Below are 20,130 nucleotides of genomic sequence, written 5' to 3'. Positions count from 1 at the left end.
AAGACCCCAAGGCAGCTATCTTGAAGATTCTCGTGGTGGATGATCATGCACTGGTTCGTGAAGGGCTGTGCCAAGTACTCAAAGGGCTGGAGCCTGATGAGCCAACTGACGTATTACAAGCTCCGAATTGCGCCCAAGCCTTTGCACTGGCGCAAGTGCACCCTGATTTGGACTTGGTTTTGTTGGACTACCATCTCCCCGACATGAATGGTTTGGCTGCCTTGGCTGTTTTTGGAAAAAAACACCCCGAGTTGCCGATAGTCATTTTGTCCGGTTCAGCCAACCCCAGCATCATGCAGCAAGCGCTGGCGCAAGGCGCGGCTGGGTTTATCACCAAATCGGGGCGAAGTGATGAGTTGTTGCATGCTCTGCGGCTTGTATTGAAGGGGGAAATCTACGAACCTGACAGCTTCTCTGCATTTCATGATTCCGACCCCAACTCGGAACGGGTTAAAAACCGTCAGGCACCTGTTTTCAGTCCACGCCAGCTTGAGGTTTTGCAGTTGCTGCTAGACGGATACACCAACCGGGAGATCGCGGTCAGGTTATTTGTGGGTGAAGAAACCATTAAAACCCACATTACCAACATCATGCGTGCATTCAAAGCAAAAACCAGAACCCAAGCAGCCACGGAAGCAGCTCGCTGGGGTTACCGCAAGTCTTCTTCTATGGACTGATGGTTAAGCAATCGGCGCAGCAGGCTACGCAGTTTGGCCGGGCGCACGGGCTTGTGCAGCAGCGTTAAGCCTGCAACCTGTGCCGCCGACATCAGAATCGCATCGGTATCACCGCTCATCAGACAGGCTGGGATGGATACACCCAACATACTGCGCAATTTCTGTACCACTTCAATGCCATTTTGTCCGTCCAACAAACGGTAATCGCTCAGAATGAGTGATGGCTTCAAGCCGTGCTGAATCCATTGCTGTGCATCCATCAGACCTTTTGCATCATGAACCTGAATGCCCCACCCTTCCAATAACCCGACCAAAGCAGTACAAACCAAAGGATCATCTTCAATCACCAGCATGACCGCCCCCACCAAACCATCCCCTTGAGGACGATCAAAAGCCATGGTGTCAAGATATTTATGTTGTGGTTCCGTCAAAGGTAATGTCAACGCAAAGCGCGTTCCTTTACCGGGGAGAGAGTCGAGCGACAGCGGGTGACCCAACAATTCGGCCGTCCGTTTCACAATACTCAAACCCAAACCCAGACCCTTGTTGCGTTCACGCGCTTTGTTGCCGACTTGGTAAAACTCTTTGAACACCTCACTCTGATACTCCTTCGCAATGCCAATACCGCTGTCCCACACCTGGAGTTGCACACTTTTGCCGGCTTCCACCAGTCGACAGGCCACCAGCACCCCACCCTGTTCGGTATAGCGCAATGCATTACCGACCAGATTGAGCAAAATACGGTACAACAGCACAGCATCACTCATAACCCACACCGGGCTGGGGCGAATTCGCAAATACAGCCCTTTATCTTGTGCGGTTTGCTCAAGGTCATGCTGCAACTGCACCCATAAACCTGACACAGCCAACGACTCCAACTTGACCTGCACTGCTTGGGCTTCAAGCCGAGAAATATCCAGCAAACCATCAAGCAGGTTTTGCATAGCCCGTACGGAAGACTCCAGGTTAACAATCAAACCTCGGGTCTGTGCATCATGGGGCAACTGAGCCAGGCGAGTAATAAACATACCCAAAGCGTGAGTGGGTTGCCTCAAATCATGGCTTGCTGCCGCTAAAAATTGCGACTTAGCCTGAGTAGCGTGCTCGGCTTCTTCTTTTTTTTCACGCAAAGCCTGGGTTGCCACAGTCACTTGATGTTCCAGATCTTCACGCGCATGACTCAATCGCTCTGCCATCTGCCTCAGGTTTTCTTGCAACTCCCGCAAGGGATCACTACGCGCAACGACATCATTGCGAATTTCCGCTACAGCCGCAAAATCACCACGGCCAATACGCTCGATCAACCGCGTCACTCGCATAATTGGACGAATCACACCTTGACTCAATCTTGCGGCTAACACCATACCAAAAATGAGCCCCAATAAACTGATCAAGCCGCCTAGCAACAACATGTTCTGCTTGCGTACATCAACTGATTGACGTGAAATTTTCACCACGACCTGCCCTAATTGAGTCGGTAAACCATCTGATCGTGAAGAAGATTCCTCGTATAAATCATCCAGTTTGATACCACTGGCAAAAACTGGCTGGCCAAGAATATCCAAGCGCCTTTGAGCATCAAATTCCTGGGTTTCCTGAGGACTCAACGCTATCGCCATTGCACTGACCTCATGCCCCGCACTGACCAATATCTGACCATGTGCATCGAGAATAGCCACCCAGCGTACATCAGGTTCACGCAAGGCCCCATGAACCACAGTTTGCAATTGTGTTTGATTGGCAGAAAACAATCCGTATTCACTGGCTAGTGCAAGTTGACGAGCGACTGAGCGGGTACGCTGCAGGTAAGATTCTTGCAAATCGTCAAACCGTGCCATTAAAAATACCACTGCCAACAACACACTGACCATGGCCACGGGCAACAATGCGGCCAACAACATGCGCTCACGTATATCAAGGTGTCTCATGGCAAATGCTCCAAACGACGCAATGCAAGACGTAAGGCTTGGGCATCCAGAGACAAATTCAGTGAACGAGCTACATGGGTATTCACGCTCACTTCAAAATCATTGGCTTCCAGCGGGCTATCTGGCAGCGGTTTGCCGGATAAAGCCTGAAGTACCACTGCGGCAGCCTGGCGCCCCACCTGTTCTGGTGAGGTGTGCAAGGCCAACAGAGCTCCTGCCTGAACATAAGCTGGAGAAAAAGCGACCACTGGCACATTGGCTCGAAAAGTGGTCAGTAGCAAGTTTTGAATGGTGTTGCGATTAAAAATGATCGGGTCAGCAACGGCAAAAAACACATCGCTGTCGTTAAGCACTTGTTGCAATTCAGGAAAAACGTTGAATGAATCCGTCAAACCGGCTTCGGTCAATGAAAAACCATGTAATGGTGCTAAGGACCGCAAAGCAGAGGCTTTAACCCAAGAGTCAGGACCCCAAAGAACCCCTAAACGCTTGGCTTGGGGCAACGCCAGTCGAATCAGTGCAAGCTGGCGCTGAAAAGTTTGATCAAGATAAATGGCGGTAAAACTTGACGAAGACTTGCGATTACTGTTGCGCAAGATTCGTTCAAAGGTGCTACGCGGAATAAGCACCGAAAGAACGGGTACAGGACTCGTAGCTAATGCCTCTGTGGCACGCATCCCAAGAGTCACATACAAAGTAGGTTTTTCAGGCTGCGCTGCCTGCATTGGCCATTCCGAGACATTTAAGCGTCGGATATCGTAAGCAGATACACCACCTCGAGCCAGTTCAGAAATAAATGCTTGTGTTGTTTCCAAATAGGCTGTAGTGCTGTCGCTGCTGACAATCACCACACGCGGAGTAGCCTGAGCCATGGTTTCCATCAGGCAAAAAACCAAGCTGAGCATCCACCTGTGCCATGAAAACATCTTGACCAATTCAGTTGTCCAATCGCAAGGTAATCAAAGCTCGCTTTAGAAAAAGGTAATCTGGGTCATAGTCTTGGTAAGGTAACCCCAAGTTTTGCAGTGTCAGCGCCAACTCACCAGTATGTGCGCCCCAACGTAAAGGCCAACCCAAACGCAAATCTGTGCGTGTCATAGCTACCCGGCTACCCAAACCCGAGCCCTGCAAGGTGGCCGTGCCACTGTCTTGGTGCATCAAGGTCAGATCCAGCCCGCAACTTAACTTCTGCATCCAAACCAGAGAACTGGCCATCTTGGGGGCTGCATAGGCGGTACCTGTCCCGTAACGCATCGAACTGTTATCTGTATACGTTTGGTTGATTATCAGCTGTGCACCCGACCAGGGTCGCCATTTCAGCTGATATTCCCAGCCTTGAATGGCAAAATCTTCGTCATTGGCGTAGTCTCTTGTCGGCGTGTTGTTTTGCTGGCGAATAAAGCCACTTAAAGCTTCACGAAAAACCCGCAAGTCACCACTCAAACCATTTTTCGGTAGGTCGACCAAGTAACCCAGCTCGGTCACTTTCAAACTTTCTGGCGTGACATTTCCACTGGCCAAAATATAGGGAGCGCCCATCAAATAAAGATTAGCTGACTTTTCAAAGGTGCTTGGTGGCCTATAGGCTCTTGACGCTCCAGCACGCAAGGTATGCCCAGGTAAAAAATGCCAATTTATCATCACGCGTGGCGCTACAGAGCTTCCAGCCACACTGCTGTGCTCAGCCAAAGCACCTGCATTAAGCAGCCAATCCGTACCCAACCGCCATTCAAAATTACCAAATATCCTCGAATATTCGGTCACCATCGCGTTGTCCTGGTTGTAGAAAGACTTTGACACGATGGACTCACTGCGAAATTCACCGCCCCAAACTATCCGCTTCTCTGCACCAAGACGAAAAGTATGTGTAGTGGTAAGTGTGGTGTTGCTGGAGACACCGTCATAGTTGAGGTTGTAAGCTGAAATTGTGTCCGCGTATTTTTCCTGCGTTTGCGACAGACTTACTGCAAGATCACTGTCCATGTCCAAATTTCTGCGCCAATCCAGCTGGATGAAACTGGTATCGAGTTGAGCTGAGCGCGCCTCAATAGACCCAAATTGTCCTTTGCCAGAAGTCAAAGCGGTCATGCCAGCCCTTAATTGCCAATCATTTCCAGCATCCGTTCGAACGTCGGCTCGAAGATTGACGCGATTGAGCTGATTTTGGCCATTGGCACCCAACAAACCATCATCTGCACGCCGATCAACACCCAAACGCACAGCACCGGAAGCCAGGCCCCAGCCAAAACTTGCTTGCGTATCAAAAATACCGCCTTCACCTCGGGTCAGACTAAACTTCGACCCCAAAGTGTCCTGGGGTTGCCGTGTCACGATATTAACTACCCCCAACATCGCACGTGCTCCGTAACTTGCAGAGTTGGAACCTCGAAGCACCTCAATACGCTCAATGTCTTGCATAGCCACTGTTTGCAAGCCAGAACCCACGCCACCAATAAAGTAAGGGGAATACACCGATCGCCCGTCGACTTGCACCTGCATTCGATTGGAATACTGATCGAAACCACCGTGATAACTTGCCACAGGAGCAACCGCTTCAAACGATGTACTGGCCTGGAAACCAGGCACCCAACGCAACAAGTCAGCCACATCCCTGGCACCACTGCTGCGAATAAAGCCACGATCCAGCACGGTGACGGCACCAGGTGTCTCATCTAGCCGCTGAGGCAAGCGCGATACGGACAACACAATTGGCATATCGTCAAGGTAATCTCGCTCAGAAATGACCTCTCTGGCCTTTGCTGAAGCAACACTCAAACCGATGATGAAGGCAAAAAATAATTTCAATCGGAGCATGGAGGATAGACAAGTTGAATAATGACTCCCAATTGCGATTTTGCATACTGAGCCGGGACATTTTTACGCCATATTAATTTATTAGCAGATGGAAGTAGAAATTTAACTTTTCATCAGGTTTTACGGTGGTACACCGATAATGTCACGGCACGATCCGTCACACGACCCAATCTATTTCTAATGGAGAACAACATGGCAAAAGGTCAACAAAGCAACAAGATGGTCAAAAAACCAAAGAAAGACACCTCACCCCCCAAACCTGTTTCCGCCGATGCAGTGCGCCCAACCATTACCACGGTTGTACCTGTGCGTGGCAAACTCAAGAACACATCCCGTTGAATTGCTGAAATTGGCTGCGGCCTGGCCCGCATGATTCGACCTTTCCTCCACATTTCCCAAAAACAATCCACAGTCAAACCCAAACGCTTGGGTGGACCTGGACGTGTGGCGGCTGGCCTGCCAGATAAGTTTTCAAATGCCCGCCTGGTTGACAACCTGAGGCAATATCAAGCAGAGCTTGAAATTCAAAACAAGGCGCTACGCTTCAGTCAGGCGGAAGCTGAAGGTGCTTCCGAGCGCTTTGTGACCCTTTTTTCCCATGTGCCACTGGCGTTGATGGTTGTCGAAGAGTCCGGCTTAATCCTTGAAACAAATGGTCGTGCCCTTGATTTATTCCGCCCTCTTGAGAGTGACCCACCTCTAACCTTTTTATATCCACTCGTTAATCCATCAGAATTGGACCGCGTACGCCTGTGTTTTTTCCTGGCAAAAGAACAGGGGTCTTATGAACTTGATGAAATTGAATTTTCTGGTGGATCAAATGGTGTATTTACTGGCGACATCCATGTGGCCAGAATTGTTCATGCCGAAGACGAATCCCCCCGTTTCATTTGCGCCATCATTGACCAGGGACCTTTACTGGCCCAACGCCATGCGCTGCAGCGTAGCGCACAAGCTCTACAGGAGCGCAACGACCAGTTGGTTCAAAGCAAAACACGCTTAGCAGCCATCATCAACTCATCACTAGATGCCATTTTGTGTGCGGACAAAGACCACCGTATCATGGTTTTTAACCCTACAGCTGCCAGCGTTTTTCAGTGCACCACTGAAGACGCATTGGGTCGTCCGCTGACTGATTTTTTACCAGATGCTGCGCGTGCTCTGTCTTACGGTGACCTCACCAGCCATGCCCAATTGGGTGAAATGATGGGTTTGACCAGTCAGGGAGAAAAAGTACCTCTGGAAGTTAGCCTGTCGTTTGAACACCATGTAGATGGTGAGGTGGTGACCTTTTTTGCCCATGACCTGACCGCACGCAAAAAGATGGAGGCGCATCGCAACGTCCTTGAGTCGCAGTTGCGTGAGTCCCAAAAAATGCAGGCCATTGGGACCATGGCGGGGGGTATTGCACATGATTTCAATAACATCATCAGTGCCATTTTGGGTAATGTCGCTTTAGCTAAAATGGACACGATGCCCGGCAGTGCTGCAGCCACCAGTCTTGACGAAATTGACAAGGCTGGCAAACGTGCGCGCGACTTGGTGCGGCAAATCCTGACATTCAGCCGCAACGACCCTCCCCGGCGCACCCCCTTGCAATTGGCAACCGTTGTACATGAAGCCTTACGCCTGGTCAAAGTTACATTACCACCGAATGTCAGTTTGCAAGCCCACATCAATGATGCAACACCGCTGGTGATGGCAGATGCCACACAAATCGAACAGGCACTTCTCAACTTGTGCAACAACGCTATTCACGCCATGGCGGCGCAGCCCGGCGTGCTTCGGGTTGAGCTTTCATACACATTGCGCACACCTGATGATCAGCCTGAACGGCGTAGCGGACTCAGGGGGCAACATGTCAAGCTCAGCGTGAGTGACACCGGTTGCGGTATGAGCCAAGCCACCCAGGAGCGCATTTTTGAACCATTTTTCACCACCAAACCCGTCGGTCAAGGCACCGGCTTAGGCTTGTCCGTAGTACATGGCATCATGCGCGCTCATATGGGCAGCATTAAAGTTCAAAGTTCACCGGGTCGCGGTAGCACGTTCGATCTGCATTTTCCGGTGACCGATGCCGAAATCGAATTAGTACATCCTGCGCCGATTGAGAACCATCCTGATTTGGGCTTGGGACAGTCCGTGATGGTGGTCGATGACGATGAAGCACTGGTATTTTTACTCAAACGTTTGCTGACCCGCAAAGGCTACTGTGTCATCACCTTTACCGATCCACTTCAAGCATTGGCTCAGTTGCGCGATTCCAGTTTTACTTGCGACCTACTGGTGACGGACTACAACATGCCAGGCTATAGCGGAGTGGATTTATTGCGTGATGTGCAGCTCTTCCGTCCTGACTTACCAGTAGCTTTAGCCTCTGGCTACGTTACTCCGGATATTGAACGTGAAGCCGTTGCGGCTGGTGCACGTGCCCTGATCCACAAACCCAATGATGTGGATGAACTCTGCGCTACAGTTCAAAAATTGATCAGAGAACAAAACAATTGACTGAAGTTCAAGTTGTGTATGTGGATGATGCCCTGCTGGTCTTGAATAAGCCAGCAGGTTTATTAAGCGTGCCAGGTAAAGGAGTGGACAAGCAGGATTGCCTGAGTAACCGTGCCCAGCGGCTCTACCCGGATGCCTTGGTGGTACATCGACTTGACATGGCTACTTCTGGATTGTTAATCATGGCGCGTTCCTCAGTGGCGCAGCGGTGCCTAAATGATGCGTTTGCTACACGCAGCATTCACAAGCGTTATGAATCTATCGTTGATGGTTTACTTTGTTCACCGAACACCGACTGGCAACTCATCAACTTACCCATCTTTCTGGACTGGCCCAACCGCCCTAAACGCATCATTAATGCGCAACACGGCAAACCCAGCACCACGCGCTGGCGAGTGTTGTCTACTGACCAAACGCGGAACACCACACGTTTGTTATTAGAACCCATCACCGGCAGATCGCACCAATTGCGTGTACATCTTCAAGCCCTTGGTCATGCCATTTTGGGTGACCAACTTTACGCGCCACCGCCTGTCGCCTTGGCATCTGAGCGACTACTGCTACACGCATGTGAACTTAAACTAAACCACCCGATCCGTTCAGAAATCCTGCATTTTGTCTGTCCGGCACCCTTCTGACCAAACAATTGTCAAATGATTTCTAAAACGGAAAATAGATCGTGAGTCACCTCTTTATTCTCACTGGAGCATCGCGCGGCATGGGCTTGTCCATGGCAGAACAATTAATCGCACCGAATCATCATCTGCTGTGCATCTCGCGCCACACCCATTCAAGCTTGGCGGCACTGGCCGCCCAAAAAGATTGTTTATTGGAGCAATGGTCACTGGATTTATCAGATGTCCAGCCGGTCGCAAGTCAACTTACACACTGGTTGAGTGCCCTACCTCTATTGACATACGAGAGTGCCACGTTGATCAATAACGCCGGTGTAATCCCTGCCATTGTCCCGTTGAGTGCATCCGACCCTCTGGAGTTGGCGCGTGCTCTAAGAGTGGGGCTGGAAGCCCCCATGTTGCTTACTGCGGCCTTTTTGAATGCCACCTTGACCCTTCAGTGTTCGCGCAAAGTACTCAATATTTCCTCTGGCTTGGGGCGCCGCCCGATGGCTTCACAAGCGGCATACTGTGCAGCCAAGGCAGGATTGGATCATTTCACCCGTTGTTTGGCACTTGACGAGTCACGCGAAACCAACGGTGCCAAAGTCTGCGCATTGGCACCTGGCGTGATTGACACCGACATGCAAACACAACTGCGTAGCGCGGATCCTGATAGTTTTCCTGATCAAACCGGTTTTGCCCAATTGAAGCAGTCCGGCCAGCTTACATCAGCCAGTCAGGCCGCGAAACGCGTACTGGAATGGCTGCAAAGACCAGATTTTGGTCAGCAGGCTGTGGCAGATGTCCGAGATGCCCAATGACCCCCCCCGTTGCAAGGGGATCGCCCAAGAGATGGAGAACTTACCCACTGTGATTAAATCCTGCGAGCTTAAGATGACCTCTTATAAGGTCTTTACGTTCTCAGAAAACAGCACCAAAATGATTTTGTAATTATTTATTAAACACAAGGAGACTTGAAATGACGCGTGAAGTTGTGATCGTGAGTGGAGCCCGTTCAGCCATCGGCACCTATGGCGGTAGCCTGAAAGACATTGCCCCAACCGAATTGGCTGGGCAGATCGTGCGCGAGGTGTTGAGCCGCGCCCAGGTCAAGGGCGACGAAGTCGGCCACGTGGTATTTGGCCATGTAGTCAATACCGAACCCAAAGACATGTACCTGTCCCGTGTGGCCGCCATCAACGGTGGCTGCATTGATGGTGTACCCGCCTTCAACGTGAACCGTTTGTGTGGTTCAGGCCTGCAAGCCATTGTGTCGGCCAGTCAAAGCATTTTGCTGGGTGACTGCGATATTGCCATTGGCGGTGGGGCCGAGGCCATGAGCCGTGCCCCCTACGCCAGCCTGAACATGCGCTGGGGTGCCCGTATGGGTGACACCAAGATAGTGGACATGGTGGTGGGGGCACTACACGACCCGTTTCACACCATCCACATGGGGGTCACCGCTGAAAACATTGCCGCCAAGTGGGGTATCAGCCGCGAAGACCAGGATACATTGGCCGTGGAGAGCCACAACCGCGCCCAACGCGCCATCGAGGGTGGTTACTTCAAAAGTCAGATCATGCCGGTGACCCTGAAGGGCCGCAAAGGTGATGTGGTGTTTGACACCGATGAACACTACCGCCCCAATTGCAGCCTGGCCGATCTGGCCAAGCTCAAACCTGCCTTCCTGAAAGAAAACGGCACCGTCACAGCGGGCAATGCCTCCGGCATCAATGATGCAGCTGCAGCGGTGGTGTTGATGGAAGCTGCCACCGCCCAAGCCCGTGGTCTGAAACCTCTGGCGCGACTGGTGGCCTACGCCCACGCCGGTGTAGACCCCAAATACATGGGTATCGGTCCTGTGCCTGCAACCCAGCTGGCCTTGAAAAAAGCAGGCTTGACAGTCAATGACCTGGATGTGATTGAGGCCAATGAAGCCTTTGCTGCCCAAGCCTGCGCAGTCAGCCGTGATCTGGGACTAGACCCAGCCAAGGTAAATCCAAATGGTTCGGGTATTTCACTCGGTCATCCAATTGGAGCTACCGGTGCATTGATCACAGTCAAGGCCCTGTATGAGCTTGAACGTATCGGTGGGCGTTATGCGCTGGTCACGATGTGTATTGGGGGAGGACAGGGGATTGCAGCTATTTTTGAGCACGTTGCATAAATAAGCAACCTTGACATTACCAAGCAGCAAGATAACTCATCATGTCACCCTCCCGGCACTGGAGCCTGGGCAGCAAGCTGCTCATGGTTGGCATGCCATTTTTACTATTGGTATTTGCAGCGACTATTGCCACCCTTTGGGTATCTTGGCAACTCGATGGAGGTGCCGCCGCCGTTAATGAAGCTGGACGCATGCGGATGCAGTCTTACCGCATGTCACTCTCTATTGGCACCGGAGAAACGTTTGAACTCAACGCACAAAAATCTGAATTCGAACATAGTCTGGTGACTCTGAAAAACGGAGATCCTGAACGCCCTTTGTTTGTACCATGGGACGAAGGCACTATTGAACGGTTTGCCGTGGTTGAAGCCGACTGGAATCGTTATCAGTCCCGATGGATTGAAGTTCACCCGACAGTTTTTGGAGAACTTAGAGCTGATACCGTGGCATTTGCCTCCCACATTGATGACTTTGTTAACAACATTGAAGTGCACATTGCACATTGGACTGCCCTACTTCATTTGCTGCAAATGAGCATGCTGGCCTCTGTCATCATAGGTGCCACGGTGTTGTTATACACCGGCTATTTATTTGTATTGGAGCCTGTGGGGCAACTCAAACAAGCAATTGAAAAAATTCAGCTGGGTGACTTTGATGCACGGGTAACACGTGTCTCTAGCGACGAATTCGGTACCCTTGCAGATGGATTTAATGGTATGGCAGAACACCTGCAATCCATGTACAGAAATCTGGAGGGCAAAGTGTCAGAAAAAACACTATTGCTACAAGAAAAATCTGAACGACTAGAAAGCCTTTACGCTGTCACCAATCTGGTTGCCAAAGCCACATCTTTAGATGCTTTGGCACAAGAGTTCACTAAAAATATCGCCCAAATATCGCATGCCGATGGCGTTGCCCTGCGTTGGTCCAACCAGGGCGGCCAACGCTATCTGATGCTGGCAGCCCATGGCCTGCCCGCTGCCATGGTGGATGCAGAGCAATGCATTTACTCTGGAGATTGCCACTGCGGAGCATCCATGGAGGAACATACATTAAAAGTAGTCCCTATTCGAAGTTTGAAGCCTACCCCGTTGCCACACTGCGCTCGGGTTGGTTTTGAAACACTGGTCACCATCCCGGTTCGACTGCACGAGACTGTGATGGGGGAAGTGGCCTTGTTTTATCACGCACACATCATCCCCAGCGCCTCCGAGCGTTCATTGCTTGAGGCTTTAAGCAGTCATCTAGCAAGTGGTATGGAAAACTTGCGTTTGAACTCGCTTGAAAAAGAAGCTGCTGTCTCACAGGAGCGCCACCTGCTGGCACGCGAACTGCATGACTCGATTGCCCAATCCTTGGCGTTTTTGAAAATTCAAGTGCAATTGATGCGTGATGCTATAAAGACCAGCAACGAATCTGAAGTGGCCAAAATCCTTGAAGAAATTGATGCTGGTGTACGCGAGAGTTATGGCGACGTACGTGAGTTGCTGATGCACTTTCGAACGCGGACCAATACCGAAGACATTGAACCCGCTTTAGTTACCACACTACAAAAATTTGAACATCAAAGTGGCATTAAAACTACCTTGTCCATCAATGGGCAGGGCTTGCCGCTGGCACCTGATGTGCAAATCCAAGTGCTTCACATCCTTCAGGAAGCACTGTCCAATGTCCGCAAACACGCCCGAGCCTCACAAGCCTGGCTGGATGTTCAGCAACAACCCACGTGGCGCTTTGAGGTACGCGACGATGGGATTGGTTTTAATCCTGATACGGATCAGCACGATGAGACCCATGTGGGTATGCGTATCATGAACGAACGAGCTCAGCGCATTGGTGCCCATATTGAGGTGATTTCAACACCGTTATGCGGTAGCTCTGTGATACTGTCCCTGCCGAAACAATCACCGCCTAGCACCACCAATCCCGCTCGCATGGGAAACAGCCAAACCATATGACGACATTCGATAGCAGTCCAACTCGTATCCTGGTGGTCGACGATCACACCTTATTTCGTCGTGGCCTGACAGCATTGTTGGCACGCGACACAAATTTGCTTGTTGTAGGTGATGCAGCCGATGCAGGACAAGCTCTGCGCAAAGCACAGGAGTTGCAACCTAATGTCATCTTGCTGGACAACCATTTACCTGGAGTCAATGGTGTTAATGCCTTGCCATCACTGATTGAAGCAGCACCCAATGCCTGCATTTTGATGCTGACGGTCAGTGAGGACGAAGACGATCTTGCAGCGGCCTTACATGGTGGTGCCTGTGGCTACCTGCTCAAAACGATGGAAGGCGACGATCTCACCGCAGCCATCCATCGGGCCATTCAGGGTGACAGCATCATTGCACCTGAGATGATGGGGAAACTAATTTCCGCCTATAAAAGCATGGCCATGAAATCAGGCTCAGGGATAGGCGCTGCCCCGCCACCTAACATGATCAAAGCGTCCACCCCAGCAGGACAAGCCATGGCCAGCCTATCACCCAGAGAACTTGATATTTTGCGCGGTATTGCCCGAGGTGCCAGCAACAAAGAAATTGCACGTGAGCACGGCATTGTGGAGACCACTGTCAAAATCCATGTTCAACACGTGTTGCGTAAATTGGGAGTGAGCTCACGGGTACACGCCGCCGTAATGGCCTCTGAAAATAGCTTACTTTAGATCCTGTCCAAGCAAGACACCGACAGAGCGAAGTTATTGGTTGACTCAGGTAAGAGTCGCACAACAGTGTGCAATCGCTCCAAACGCACGGGTAACAATTCATGCGCAAGAGCAAACGTTTGAAGCCAAACTATGCAATAGTTTCACCCCTCTACAAAAAGTGAAGGTAAGCCAGGTATCCATGTCAAAGACTGGGTGCTGGCAGGCACAGGGGACACCAAATCGGCCAAGGTCACTTCATCAAGTGTGCTCAAAAAACTCTGTGTAGCCCGATCCAAAACCCGTTGAAGTTGGCAATGCCGACTTAAACGGCACTGATTTGTACTAGTTTCAAAACACTCGACTACCGCAAAGTCGGTCTCGGTGGCCCGCACCACATCACCCAAACGTAGCTCATGGGCAGACACTAGCAAGCGCATGCCACCACCTCGCCCACGTGTAGTTTCCAGCCATCCCCGGGCGGCCAACTCTTGCACAATTTTGGTCAAATGACTACGTGAGATGCCATGATTCTCGGCAATTTCGGTGATGGTGACAGGTTGTGTACGCAACTGGCTGGCAGCACAGTACATCAGTACGCGTAGCGTGTAATCGGTCCACTGGGTGAGGCGCATAGATCAGCAAGGTTAATTAAAGATTCATACAAAGTGGATATTATCCGAATAAAATAATATCCATATTAAATTCATCTTTAGATGCTGTACGTCATTCATGGAAAAACCTGCTCACTCAAAAATCATTCCTATCCAGCCAGTCCCTCTAGACACGAAGACAGATGAAGTCTTTTTAGTTAACGATGAGCAAACCAAAATTTACTCGCGTACCGTTCATGGCTTGTTTACCCGTTTACGCTGGCTTATGGTGTGGGTAACACAACTGGTGTTTTATGGGTTGCCTTGGTTCCAATGGAATCAACGGCAAACAGTTTTGTTTGACCTCACCGAAAACCGCTTTCTGATCTTTGGTCTAGTGTTACATCCGCAAGACTTGATTTATCTGGCGGTCTTGATGGTACTGGCAGCCTTAACGCTTTTTTTCTTTACTGCGGTGGCAGGACGTCTTTGGTGCGGCTATGCCTGCCCACAAACGGTTTACACCGAAGTTTTCATGTGGATTGAGCGCATTACCGAAGGCAACCGACTGACCCGCATACGTCTGGATGCTGCGCGTTGGAGCGCTGAAAAACTCACCCGGAAAGGTGCCAAACAAGTCTTGTGGCTGGGGGTAAGCCTCTTCACAGGCTTTACTTTTGTTGGTTACTTCACGCCTATCAGGGACTTAGCTGGCGAACTCCTGGCATTGTCGCTTTCGCCCTGGGAATGGTTTTGGGTATTGTTTTACAGCCTTGCTACCTATGGCAATGCAGGCTATCTGCGCGAACAGATCTGCAAACAAATGTGCCCCTACGCCCGCATTCAAAGTGCCCTGACTGACATGGATTCGATGGTTATTGCCTATGACACCGAGCGTGGCGAATCCCGGGGATCACGCCCACGCAACGTCGACCCACAAACATTGGGCTTGGGCGACTGCATTGACTGCACACTGTGTGTGCAGGTTTGCCCCACCGGCATTGACATCCGCAACGGTCTGCAGAACGAATGTATTGCGTGTGCTGCCTGCATAGATGTCTGCGACGAGGTGATGGAAAAAATGAATTATCCCAAGGGCCTGATTCGCTATTCGTCAGGCAGGGGTATGGCTAACAAGTTGACCCCCAAGCAGATGGTACAGCGGGTGTGGCGGCCACGCGTGTGGGCCTATGGCCTGCTGTTTCTGGTGGTCATGTCCTTCTTTGTTGGTGGCTTGGCCACGCGCAAAGGATTTGCAGTGGATGTCATCAAAGACCGTGGCACTATGGCCCGAGAAACCGGCAATGGCAACATCGAAAACGTCTACCGTCTGCAGGTCATGAACACCACCGAAACCCCACAAACCTACCACGCCAGTGTCCAGGGTCTGGCGGGCCTGACCCTGGCAACCCACCCGGTGTTGACCGTACCGGCCGCAGGCATTGGCTCGCTGACCATTCGGTTGACCTTGCCAGCTGAAGCTGCACAAGCGTACCGGGGCAAAGCCAGCCCGATCATGTTCAAGGTTGACACCCAGGACGACGGCAAAGTTGTGTCGGTAGAAGAAAAATCCACTTTTGTGATTCCACGCTGATCAGTTCAAGCAAAACCCGTCATGGCCAAGAAATTTCCCATTCATCCTGCCAACCCCGAGCGCATCTGCTGGGGTTGTGACCAATTTTGTGCCACCGATGCCATGGCTTGCGCCAACGAACGCTCACCGCATCCCGCAGAGCTTTTTGGCGAAGACTGGCTGGCCTGGGGTGATCAACAAATGGCACCAGTCGACACACCCCAAGCCCCTGTTACTCCCTCAATAACCACCTCAGGAAAGTAAGCATGTCATTACCTATCTTCGGTCAATCACCGACCACGCCAGCGCCCTATGGCATGCCTTGGTTGCGCCTGGCTTTTCGCCCTTTTTATCTCGGAGCCGCCTTGTTGGCTGCGCTGATCGTGCCGCTTTGGGTGGCTGTCTTTCTGGGTGCCATCACCTGGGCCCCATCGCAGCCAGCATTGCTGTGGCATGCGCACGAAATGTTGTTTGGCTTTGCTATTGCGGTCATTGTGGGTTTTTTGATGACCGCCGGTAAAACCTGGACTGGTCTGGCCACCCCACGTGGCCCGGCTTTGGGGTTTTTAATCTTGCTGTGGCTCAGTGCGCGCGTGGCCTCGCTGGTGGCACCCTATGTAGTATTTGCGGTATTGGATCTAACCCTGCTGCCCATTGTGGGGCTCATATTTCTGCGCTTGCTGATTCGCTCACGCAATTGGCGCAACGTGCCGTTGGCGCTTATTTTGTTGTTACTTTCCCTGGTGAACCTGACGTTCCATTTGTCTGCGACTGGCACCATCGACCTCGCTCCGATGAACAGTTTGTACACGGGGTTGGGATTCATCGTGATGATTGAGTGTGTAATAGCCGGGCGTGTGGTGCCATTTTTTACCGCCACCGCACTGGGCATCAAAATTGAACCTGTCGTCTGGCTGGAACGCAGTACTTTGACCGCTGCTGCCCTTGGTTTGGTGTTATGGGTGACAGGCTGGCACAGTGGCTTGGCGGCAGCGGCATTGGCCCTGGCCAGCATGCTTAACTTGAGCCGCCAGCTGCGCTGGCACCCGCTGGCCACGCTGGGCCGCCCCATTGTCTGGATTCTGCATTTTTCATATGTGTGGCTGTCAGTTGGACTGGCTTTGCTAGCCGTGGCACAGCTCGGGTGGATCACCACTTCGCTGGGTGTGCACGCACTCACGGTGGGGGCCACCGGCGGGTTGATCATTGGCATGATGACACGCACGTCACGTGGTCACACGGGGCGCCCATTGCAGGTCGACTCACTGGAGATGACGGCCTACCTGCTGATCATGCTGGCTGCTGTGCTGCGGGTGCTGCTGCCTATGCTGATGCCAGCTTGGTACAGCTATGCCTTGATGGCTTCAGCGGCGGCCTGGAGCGCAGCGTTCCTGATTTTCATGTGGCGCTACACCCCCTGGCTGGTGACGACACGTGGGGATGGCAAAGACGGCTGAGTCAGGTCAGAAGGCTGGCAATTCAACGCGAACCCAGCCAATACGCCAGCAGAATCATGCCGATGACAAAACCCAGCCAGCCCACCAGCAGATTGCGCCACAAACTGGATGCGTGGCGCAGCTCCATAAAGTCGTTGATGACCAACAAGCCCTTGAAAAATGAGACCCCAAAGATGATGAACACAGGCACCATGCTGGACTGGCCCACCTGACCAGACTCGCCCAGCCAATAAGTGAGCCCAGTAGCGGCCAGCAATAGCAGCCAAAGCGTGTTGGTTGAAAATTTCAGCATGGTTACAGGGCTTCAGCGCATTACATAAATCAACGGGAACAGCACAATCCACAACAGATCCACCATGTGCCAAAAGGCGGCACCTGTCTCAAGCGCATGAACGTCATGGCTTCCGTAGCGACCGGCATGGGTCTTGACCAGCAGAATTGTCAAAAAGACCATGGCTGCCAGCACATGGAAAAAGTGAAACCCAGTCAACAAAATGTAGAACATGTAGAAGGTATTCGTTGACAAATCGATGCCCGCCTGCGCCGTGGCTGAAAATTCCATCAGTTTGTTGACCACAAAACCAATGCCGCAGGCTAAAGCCACCAGCAACCAGCGTGCGCCCACAGTCGATGCATCACATTTGATGGCCTGCACGGCACGCACCACGCACCAACTTCCAGTGATCAACAAGGCCGTGTTGATGGCACCAGAATTTAAATCGAGCGTGCGTTGCGATGCATTGAACAGCGCCACATCAAAAGTGCGCGCAAACACATAAGACAGAAAAAGAATACCAAACGCCAGCAATTCCGCCAGGATGATGAGCCAAACCGCCAGATCACCTGCCAATCGGGGGCTGTCCGCCACGGCCCCCTTATCCATCACGACCATCCGGCCGGGGCGTGCCAAACCAGTCACCATAACGCACCGCCCAGCCGACCATCACCACACACCAAGCGACAATGGCGGCCAGCATCAATGACTGAGAAAACACGTCAACCATGGCGGCGCTGACGCGCAAAATCGCGGCGGCCTGCAACACCCAGTAAAGCCACCAGACCATGTTGTCAGCGGACTCTTTCCGGCCACCGTGGCCGCTGCTTATCCGCGTGACCATGGCAAACATGGTGCACCCCAGATAGCCCATGGTCATGGCATGCAAGGGTGCCAGGCCCAGCGACACGGTATCGCCGCTGGAAGCCATCAATCCATGTGAAATGGCATTGAGCGCCAACGCCATACCCAGCCAAACGAAGCCGCCGTGCAACATGGCCAGCAAGCGAATCTTCAGGCTTTGGATGCAGCCCCAGCGCAACGCCAAGCCCAGCACCAGCAATGCCAGTGGGGCCTCAACCAATACCTCCAGCCAGCGCAGCACCTGCGGCAAGGGCCACCACCACAGGTCGACCACGCTGACCAATCCTTCAAACAACAGCGTGCCGAGCATGACTATCTGCACCCAGTTGGGCCACCAGGCATCAAGGATTTCAATCAAACTGGCACTGAAAAACGGAACCATACGGTGTGATGCCACAACGAATACCGGTGCAAGAAACCACCAGATGCCCATTTGGATACCGGTGCGCAACAGCGGCGTTGAATTGAGCGCCAGTGACACGGCCAGCCCAAACATCACCCCTGCACCAATCAGGCAAGCGACACTGGCCAGCGTGGTGTGCGTCTTGTCGCTAACCCGGCTGCACCAAACCATACGGGCAAAACGCAGGGTCAGTGACGTCCAGCCCAATGCAACCAGCCCCATTCCAAGGGCTGCCATCTGCAATTGCCAGTGCATCCCAATCCAGGCGACCGCCCAACCAATCATCAGGGTGACCAGTGCGGGCAGCAGACTGCGCGCACTGACTGCAGGCAGTTTGAGCCATTTGGGCCCTGCGGTGTACAAAAATCCGCAAAAAAACAGAGGCATATAAGTCAGGCTCATCAGCAACGCGTGGATCAAGGTGGCCGGAACGACTGGGCTCAATCGCAAGTGCAAAGCGTGCGCCAGCAACAGAACCATCCACCAGAGCGCCGTCGTGCCCAGCATCACGGCACCCATAAAAAATGCCAGACGATGCGGTGCCAGCAGCAGGTGGTGCCAGCGCCAGCGGGGCATCACAAGTTCAGTGCCATGGCAAGTAAGGCGATCATCGCTTGAGTTCGGCACGCTTGACCACCACTTTGGCCCATTCATCCGCATCAGGCAGCGCCGCCTTGGTTCGGGTAATGGTTTTCCATTTGGGCGACAGCTCTGCATTAAGCGCAATGAAGTCCTGCTGATTGGCGGGCACGTCTTCGTCCGCATAAATGGCATTCACCGGGCACTCCGGCACACACACGGCACAGTCAATGCAATCGTCAGGATCAATCACCAAAAAATTAGGTCCTTCGCGAAAAGCATCCACCGGACACACATCGACACAGTCGGTGTATTTGCAGCGGATGCACGATTCGGTCACCACAAAAGTCATGCTTGTTCTCCAATGAATTGCTGATTCAATAAACAAAACGTGCGGGTGTTTGCCACCGGTCTTGCCTCACACGACCAAGAGTTCAAACACCGCATCGTCAAAACCATGCACCAGCAACAATTGCTCAACACGCGCCTGCCAAAGCTGGCCAAATTCTTGCCGCTGTACCGCAGTGGCGGTGTCTGACAAACAGGCTTGCATCAAGGGCATGGTTCGTGGATCAGCCCGCACCTTCTGCACATGGGACTGCGCCAGCACGGCCTGGCCGGTATCGATGCGTGTGAAGCGAATTTCAGACGCAATCTCCACACCAAAGTGCATCAGGTCACGGCGCACAAAGCGCCCGCCAATGCCAGCAAAACCGCCACCGCTGGCAGCCCCCGTCAGTTGACCCAGAACATTGGCCACCACACCTGTGGTGCCAGACTCCAATGTCTGTCTCAGATCAACAGCAACGCTGCCACGCTGTGGCATCACATCGGGATAAAGGTGCTGCAGGGCACGCACCCCGAGCCAATAGGCAGATGCCACTGTCGGACACGAATGGCCTGCCAGTTTGACTGCATCGGTGTAGCCGTAACGTACCAAACCACCTTCAGCAGCACCCAAAAAATCAGCCAACGGATCGAACAGGGTGATGTCTGGAATCCGTTTGAAAAATGCAGGAAATTCCATAG

At 52.2% G+C, this 20,130-nt stretch carries 20 protein-coding genes; 11 read left to right on the top strand and 9 right to left on the bottom strand.

All coding sequences use genetic code 11. The features are described 5' to 3' along the window. Positions 1–20: 20 nt before the first annotated feature. Positions 21–677 carry a response regulator transcription factor gene (locus LDN84_RS08420; protein WP_223911101.1) on the top strand — a complete coding sequence of 219 codons (657 nt, stop codon included), beginning with the start codon at positions 21–23 and terminating at the stop codon, positions 675–677. Here LDN84_RS08420 and LDN84_RS08415 read toward each other — a convergent pair. Genes LDN84_RS08415 through LDN84_RS08405 form a run of 3 tightly spaced genes read right to left on the bottom strand, consistent with a single transcriptional unit; the run spans position 650 to position 5,419 of the window. Further along, positions 650–2,605 (bottom strand): hybrid sensor histidine kinase/response regulator, encoded by a 1,956-nt coding sequence (locus tag LDN84_RS08415; RefSeq protein WP_223911099.1) that lies wholly within the window; start codon positions 2,603–2,605, stop codon positions 650–652. The genes LDN84_RS08420 and LDN84_RS08415 overlap by 28 nt on opposite strands. After that, on the bottom strand, positions 2,602–3,510 hold the full coding sequence (locus tag LDN84_RS08410) for an ABC transporter substrate-binding protein (protein ID WP_223911096.1): 909 nt from the start codon (positions 3,508–3,510) through the stop codon (positions 2,602–2,604). Before LDN84_RS08410 ends, LDN84_RS08415 begins: the two co-directional genes overlap by 4 nt. Positions 3,511–3,541: 31 nt before the next feature. Continuing rightward, entirely contained in the window at positions 3,542–5,419 is a 1,878-nt protein-coding gene (locus LDN84_RS08405) for a TonB-dependent receptor plug domain-containing protein (RefSeq protein ID WP_223911093.1), read from the bottom strand. A gap of 192 nt (positions 5,420–5,611) precedes the next feature. Here LDN84_RS08405 and LDN84_RS08400 point away from each other — a divergent pair, with 192 nt between their 5' ends. From LDN84_RS08400 to LDN84_RS08360, 7 genes are all read left to right on the top strand, one after another. Continuing rightward, complete coding sequence (locus tag LDN84_RS08400; protein ID WP_223911090.1) at positions 5,612–5,758, top strand: hypothetical protein; 147 nt, start codon at positions 5,612–5,614, stop codon at positions 5,756–5,758. A 30-nt stretch (positions 5,759–5,788) separates the two neighbouring features. Next, the gene (locus tag LDN84_RS08395; protein WP_223911087.1) at positions 5,789–7,927 is read left to right on the top strand and encodes a PAS domain-containing hybrid sensor histidine kinase/response regulator; all 2,139 of its coding nucleotides are present in this window, start codon (positions 5,789–5,791) and stop codon (positions 7,925–7,927) included. Beyond that, complete coding sequence (locus tag LDN84_RS08390) at positions 7,924–8,565, top strand: RluA family pseudouridine synthase (RefSeq protein WP_223911084.1); 642 nt, start codon at positions 7,924–7,926, stop codon at positions 8,563–8,565. The genes LDN84_RS08395 and LDN84_RS08390 overlap by 4 nt, the downstream gene beginning before the upstream one ends. 38 nt (positions 8,566–8,603) lie before the next feature. Beyond that, a complete protein-coding gene (locus tag LDN84_RS08385) occupies positions 8,604–9,365 on the top strand; it encodes an SDR family NAD(P)-dependent oxidoreductase (RefSeq protein WP_223912852.1) in 762 nt (253 codons plus the stop codon). Positions 9,366–9,523: 158 nt separating this feature from the next. Further along, on the top strand, positions 9,524–10,711 hold the full coding sequence (gene bktB / locus LDN84_RS08380) for a beta-ketothiolase BktB (RefSeq protein WP_223911079.1): 1,188 nt from the start codon (positions 9,524–9,526) through the stop codon (positions 10,709–10,711). An 83-nt stretch (positions 10,712–10,794) separates the two neighbouring features. Next, positions 10,795–12,669, top strand: a complete 1,875-nt coding sequence (locus LDN84_RS08375; protein WP_228745499.1) for a type IV pili methyl-accepting chemotaxis transducer N-terminal domain-containing protein — start codon at positions 10,795–10,797, stop codon at positions 12,667–12,669. Continuing rightward, on the top strand, positions 12,666–13,379 hold the full coding sequence (locus LDN84_RS08360; RefSeq protein WP_223911076.1) for a response regulator: 714 nt from the start codon (positions 12,666–12,668) through the stop codon (positions 13,377–13,379). Before LDN84_RS08375 ends, LDN84_RS08360 begins: the two co-directional genes overlap by 4 nt. Positions 13,380–13,522: 143 nt before the next feature. Here LDN84_RS08360 and LDN84_RS08355 read toward each other — a convergent pair whose 3' ends face one another. Further along, positions 13,523–13,993 carry an RrF2 family transcriptional regulator gene (locus LDN84_RS08355; protein WP_223911073.1) on the bottom strand — a complete coding sequence of 157 codons (471 nt, stop codon included), beginning with the start codon at positions 13,991–13,993 and terminating at the stop codon, positions 13,523–13,525. 97 nt (positions 13,994–14,090) lie between these two features. Here LDN84_RS08355 and ccoG point away from each other — a divergent pair, with 97 nt between their 5' ends. From ccoG to LDN84_RS08340, 3 genes are read left to right on the top strand one after another with little or no spacing between them, the layout of a single operon-like run. Beyond that, entirely contained in the window at positions 14,091–15,545 is a 1,455-nt protein-coding gene (gene ccoG / locus LDN84_RS08350) for a cytochrome c oxidase accessory protein CcoG (protein ID WP_223911070.1), read from the top strand. Between the two features lie 21 nt (positions 15,546–15,566). Next, the gene (locus LDN84_RS08345; RefSeq protein ID WP_223911068.1) at positions 15,567–15,788 is read left to right on the top strand and encodes a DUF3079 domain-containing protein; all 222 of its coding nucleotides are present in this window, start codon (positions 15,567–15,569) and stop codon (positions 15,786–15,788) included. A 2-nt stretch (positions 15,789–15,790) separates the two neighbouring features. Continuing rightward, positions 15,791–16,981: an NnrS family protein gene (locus LDN84_RS08340; protein ID WP_223911066.1), complete on the top strand. Its 1,191-nt coding sequence runs from the start codon at positions 15,791–15,793 to the stop codon at positions 16,979–16,981. A gap of 22 nt (positions 16,982–17,003) precedes the next feature. On the opposite strand, the gene LDN84_RS08335 is transcribed toward LDN84_RS08340, so the two are convergent. The 5 genes from LDN84_RS08335 to LDN84_RS08315 all read right to left on the bottom strand — a co-directional run bounded on the left by LDN84_RS08335 (position 17,004) and on the right by LDN84_RS08315 (position 20,128). Then, on the bottom strand, positions 17,004–17,273 hold the full coding sequence (locus LDN84_RS08335; protein ID WP_223911062.1) for a cytochrome C oxidase subunit IV family protein: 270 nt from the start codon (positions 17,271–17,273) through the stop codon (positions 17,004–17,006). 12 nt (positions 17,274–17,285) lie between these two features. After that, on the bottom strand, positions 17,286–17,864 hold the full coding sequence (locus tag LDN84_RS08330) for a cytochrome c oxidase subunit 3 (RefSeq protein WP_223911059.1): 579 nt from the start codon (positions 17,862–17,864) through the stop codon (positions 17,286–17,288). Continuing rightward, a complete protein-coding gene (locus LDN84_RS08325; protein ID WP_223911056.1) occupies positions 17,857–19,098 on the bottom strand; it encodes an NnrS family protein in 1,242 nt (413 codons plus the stop codon). Before LDN84_RS08325 ends, LDN84_RS08330 begins: the two co-directional genes overlap by 8 nt. 31 nt (positions 19,099–19,129) lie before the next feature. Beyond that, the gene (fdxA, locus tag LDN84_RS08320; RefSeq protein ID WP_223911053.1) at positions 19,130–19,453 is read right to left on the bottom strand and encodes a ferredoxin FdxA; all 324 of its coding nucleotides are present in this window, start codon (positions 19,451–19,453) and stop codon (positions 19,130–19,132) included. Positions 19,454–19,519: 66 nt separating this feature from the next. After that, a complete protein-coding gene (locus LDN84_RS08315; RefSeq protein ID WP_223911050.1) occupies positions 19,520–20,128 on the bottom strand; it encodes a hypothetical protein in 609 nt (202 codons plus the stop codon). Between the last annotated feature and the right edge of the window lie 2 nt (positions 20,129–20,130).

The sequence above is a fragment of the Rhodoferax lithotrophicus genome, from assembly GCF_019973615.1.
Lineage (GTDB): Bacteria > Pseudomonadota > Gammaproteobacteria > Burkholderiales > Burkholderiaceae_C > Rhodoferax > Rhodoferax lithotrophicus.
Note: the sequence above shows the minus strand (reverse complement) of the source record. Positions and strands in the feature narration are given on the sequence as shown.

Bases quoted from the DNA above. Each gene is read 5' to 3' on its own strand.
- LDN84_RS08415 (WP_223911099.1), bottom strand. From the start codon at position 2,605: ATGAGACACCTTGATATACGTGAGCGCATGTTGTTGGCCGCATTGTTG.
- LDN84_RS08410 (WP_223911096.1), bottom strand. From the start codon at position 3,510: ATGCTCAGCTTGGTTTTTTGCCTGATGGAAACCATGGCTCAGGCTACT.
- LDN84_RS08405 (WP_223911093.1), bottom strand. From the start codon at position 5,419: ATGCTCCGATTGAAATTATTTTTTGCCTTCATCATCGGTTTGAGTGTT.
- LDN84_RS08400 (WP_223911090.1), top strand. From the start codon at position 5,612: ATGGCAAAAGGTCAACAAAGCAACAAGATGGTCAAAAAACCAAAGAAA.
- LDN84_RS08395 (WP_223911087.1), top strand. From the start codon at position 5,789: ATGATTCGACCTTTCCTCCACATTTCCCAAAAACAATCCACAGTCAAA.
- bktB (WP_223911079.1), top strand. From the start codon at position 9,524: ATGACGCGTGAAGTTGTGATCGTGAGTGGAGCCCGTTCAGCCATCGGC.
- LDN84_RS08375 (WP_228745499.1), top strand. From the start codon at position 10,795: ATGGTTGGCATGCCATTTTTACTATTGGTATTTGCAGCGACTATTGCC.
- LDN84_RS08360 (WP_223911076.1), top strand. From the start codon at position 12,666: ATGACGACATTCGATAGCAGTCCAACTCGTATCCTGGTGGTCGACGAT.
- LDN84_RS08355 (WP_223911073.1), bottom strand. From the start codon at position 13,993: ATGCGCCTCACCCAGTGGACCGATTACACGCTACGCGTACTGATGTAC.
- ccoG (WP_223911070.1), top strand. From the start codon at position 14,091: ATGGAAAAACCTGCTCACTCAAAAATCATTCCTATCCAGCCAGTCCCT.
- LDN84_RS08345 (WP_223911068.1), top strand. From the start codon at position 15,567: ATGGCCAAGAAATTTCCCATTCATCCTGCCAACCCCGAGCGCATCTGC.
- LDN84_RS08340 (WP_223911066.1), top strand. From the start codon at position 15,791: ATGTCATTACCTATCTTCGGTCAATCACCGACCACGCCAGCGCCCTAT.
- LDN84_RS08335 (WP_223911062.1), bottom strand. From the start codon at position 17,273: ATGCTGAAATTTTCAACCAACACGCTTTGGCTGCTATTGCTGGCCGCT.
- LDN84_RS08330 (WP_223911059.1), bottom strand. From the start codon at position 17,864: ATGGATAAGGGGGCCGTGGCGGACAGCCCCCGATTGGCAGGTGATCTG.
- LDN84_RS08325 (WP_223911056.1), bottom strand. From the start codon at position 19,098: ATGCCCCGCTGGCGCTGGCACCACCTGCTGCTGGCACCGCATCGTCTG.
- fdxA (WP_223911053.1), bottom strand. From the start codon at position 19,453: ATGACTTTTGTGGTGACCGAATCGTGCATCCGCTGCAAATACACCGAC.
- LDN84_RS08315 (WP_223911050.1), bottom strand. From the start codon at position 20,128: ATGGAATTTCCTGCATTTTTCAAACGGATTCCAGACATCACCCTGTTC.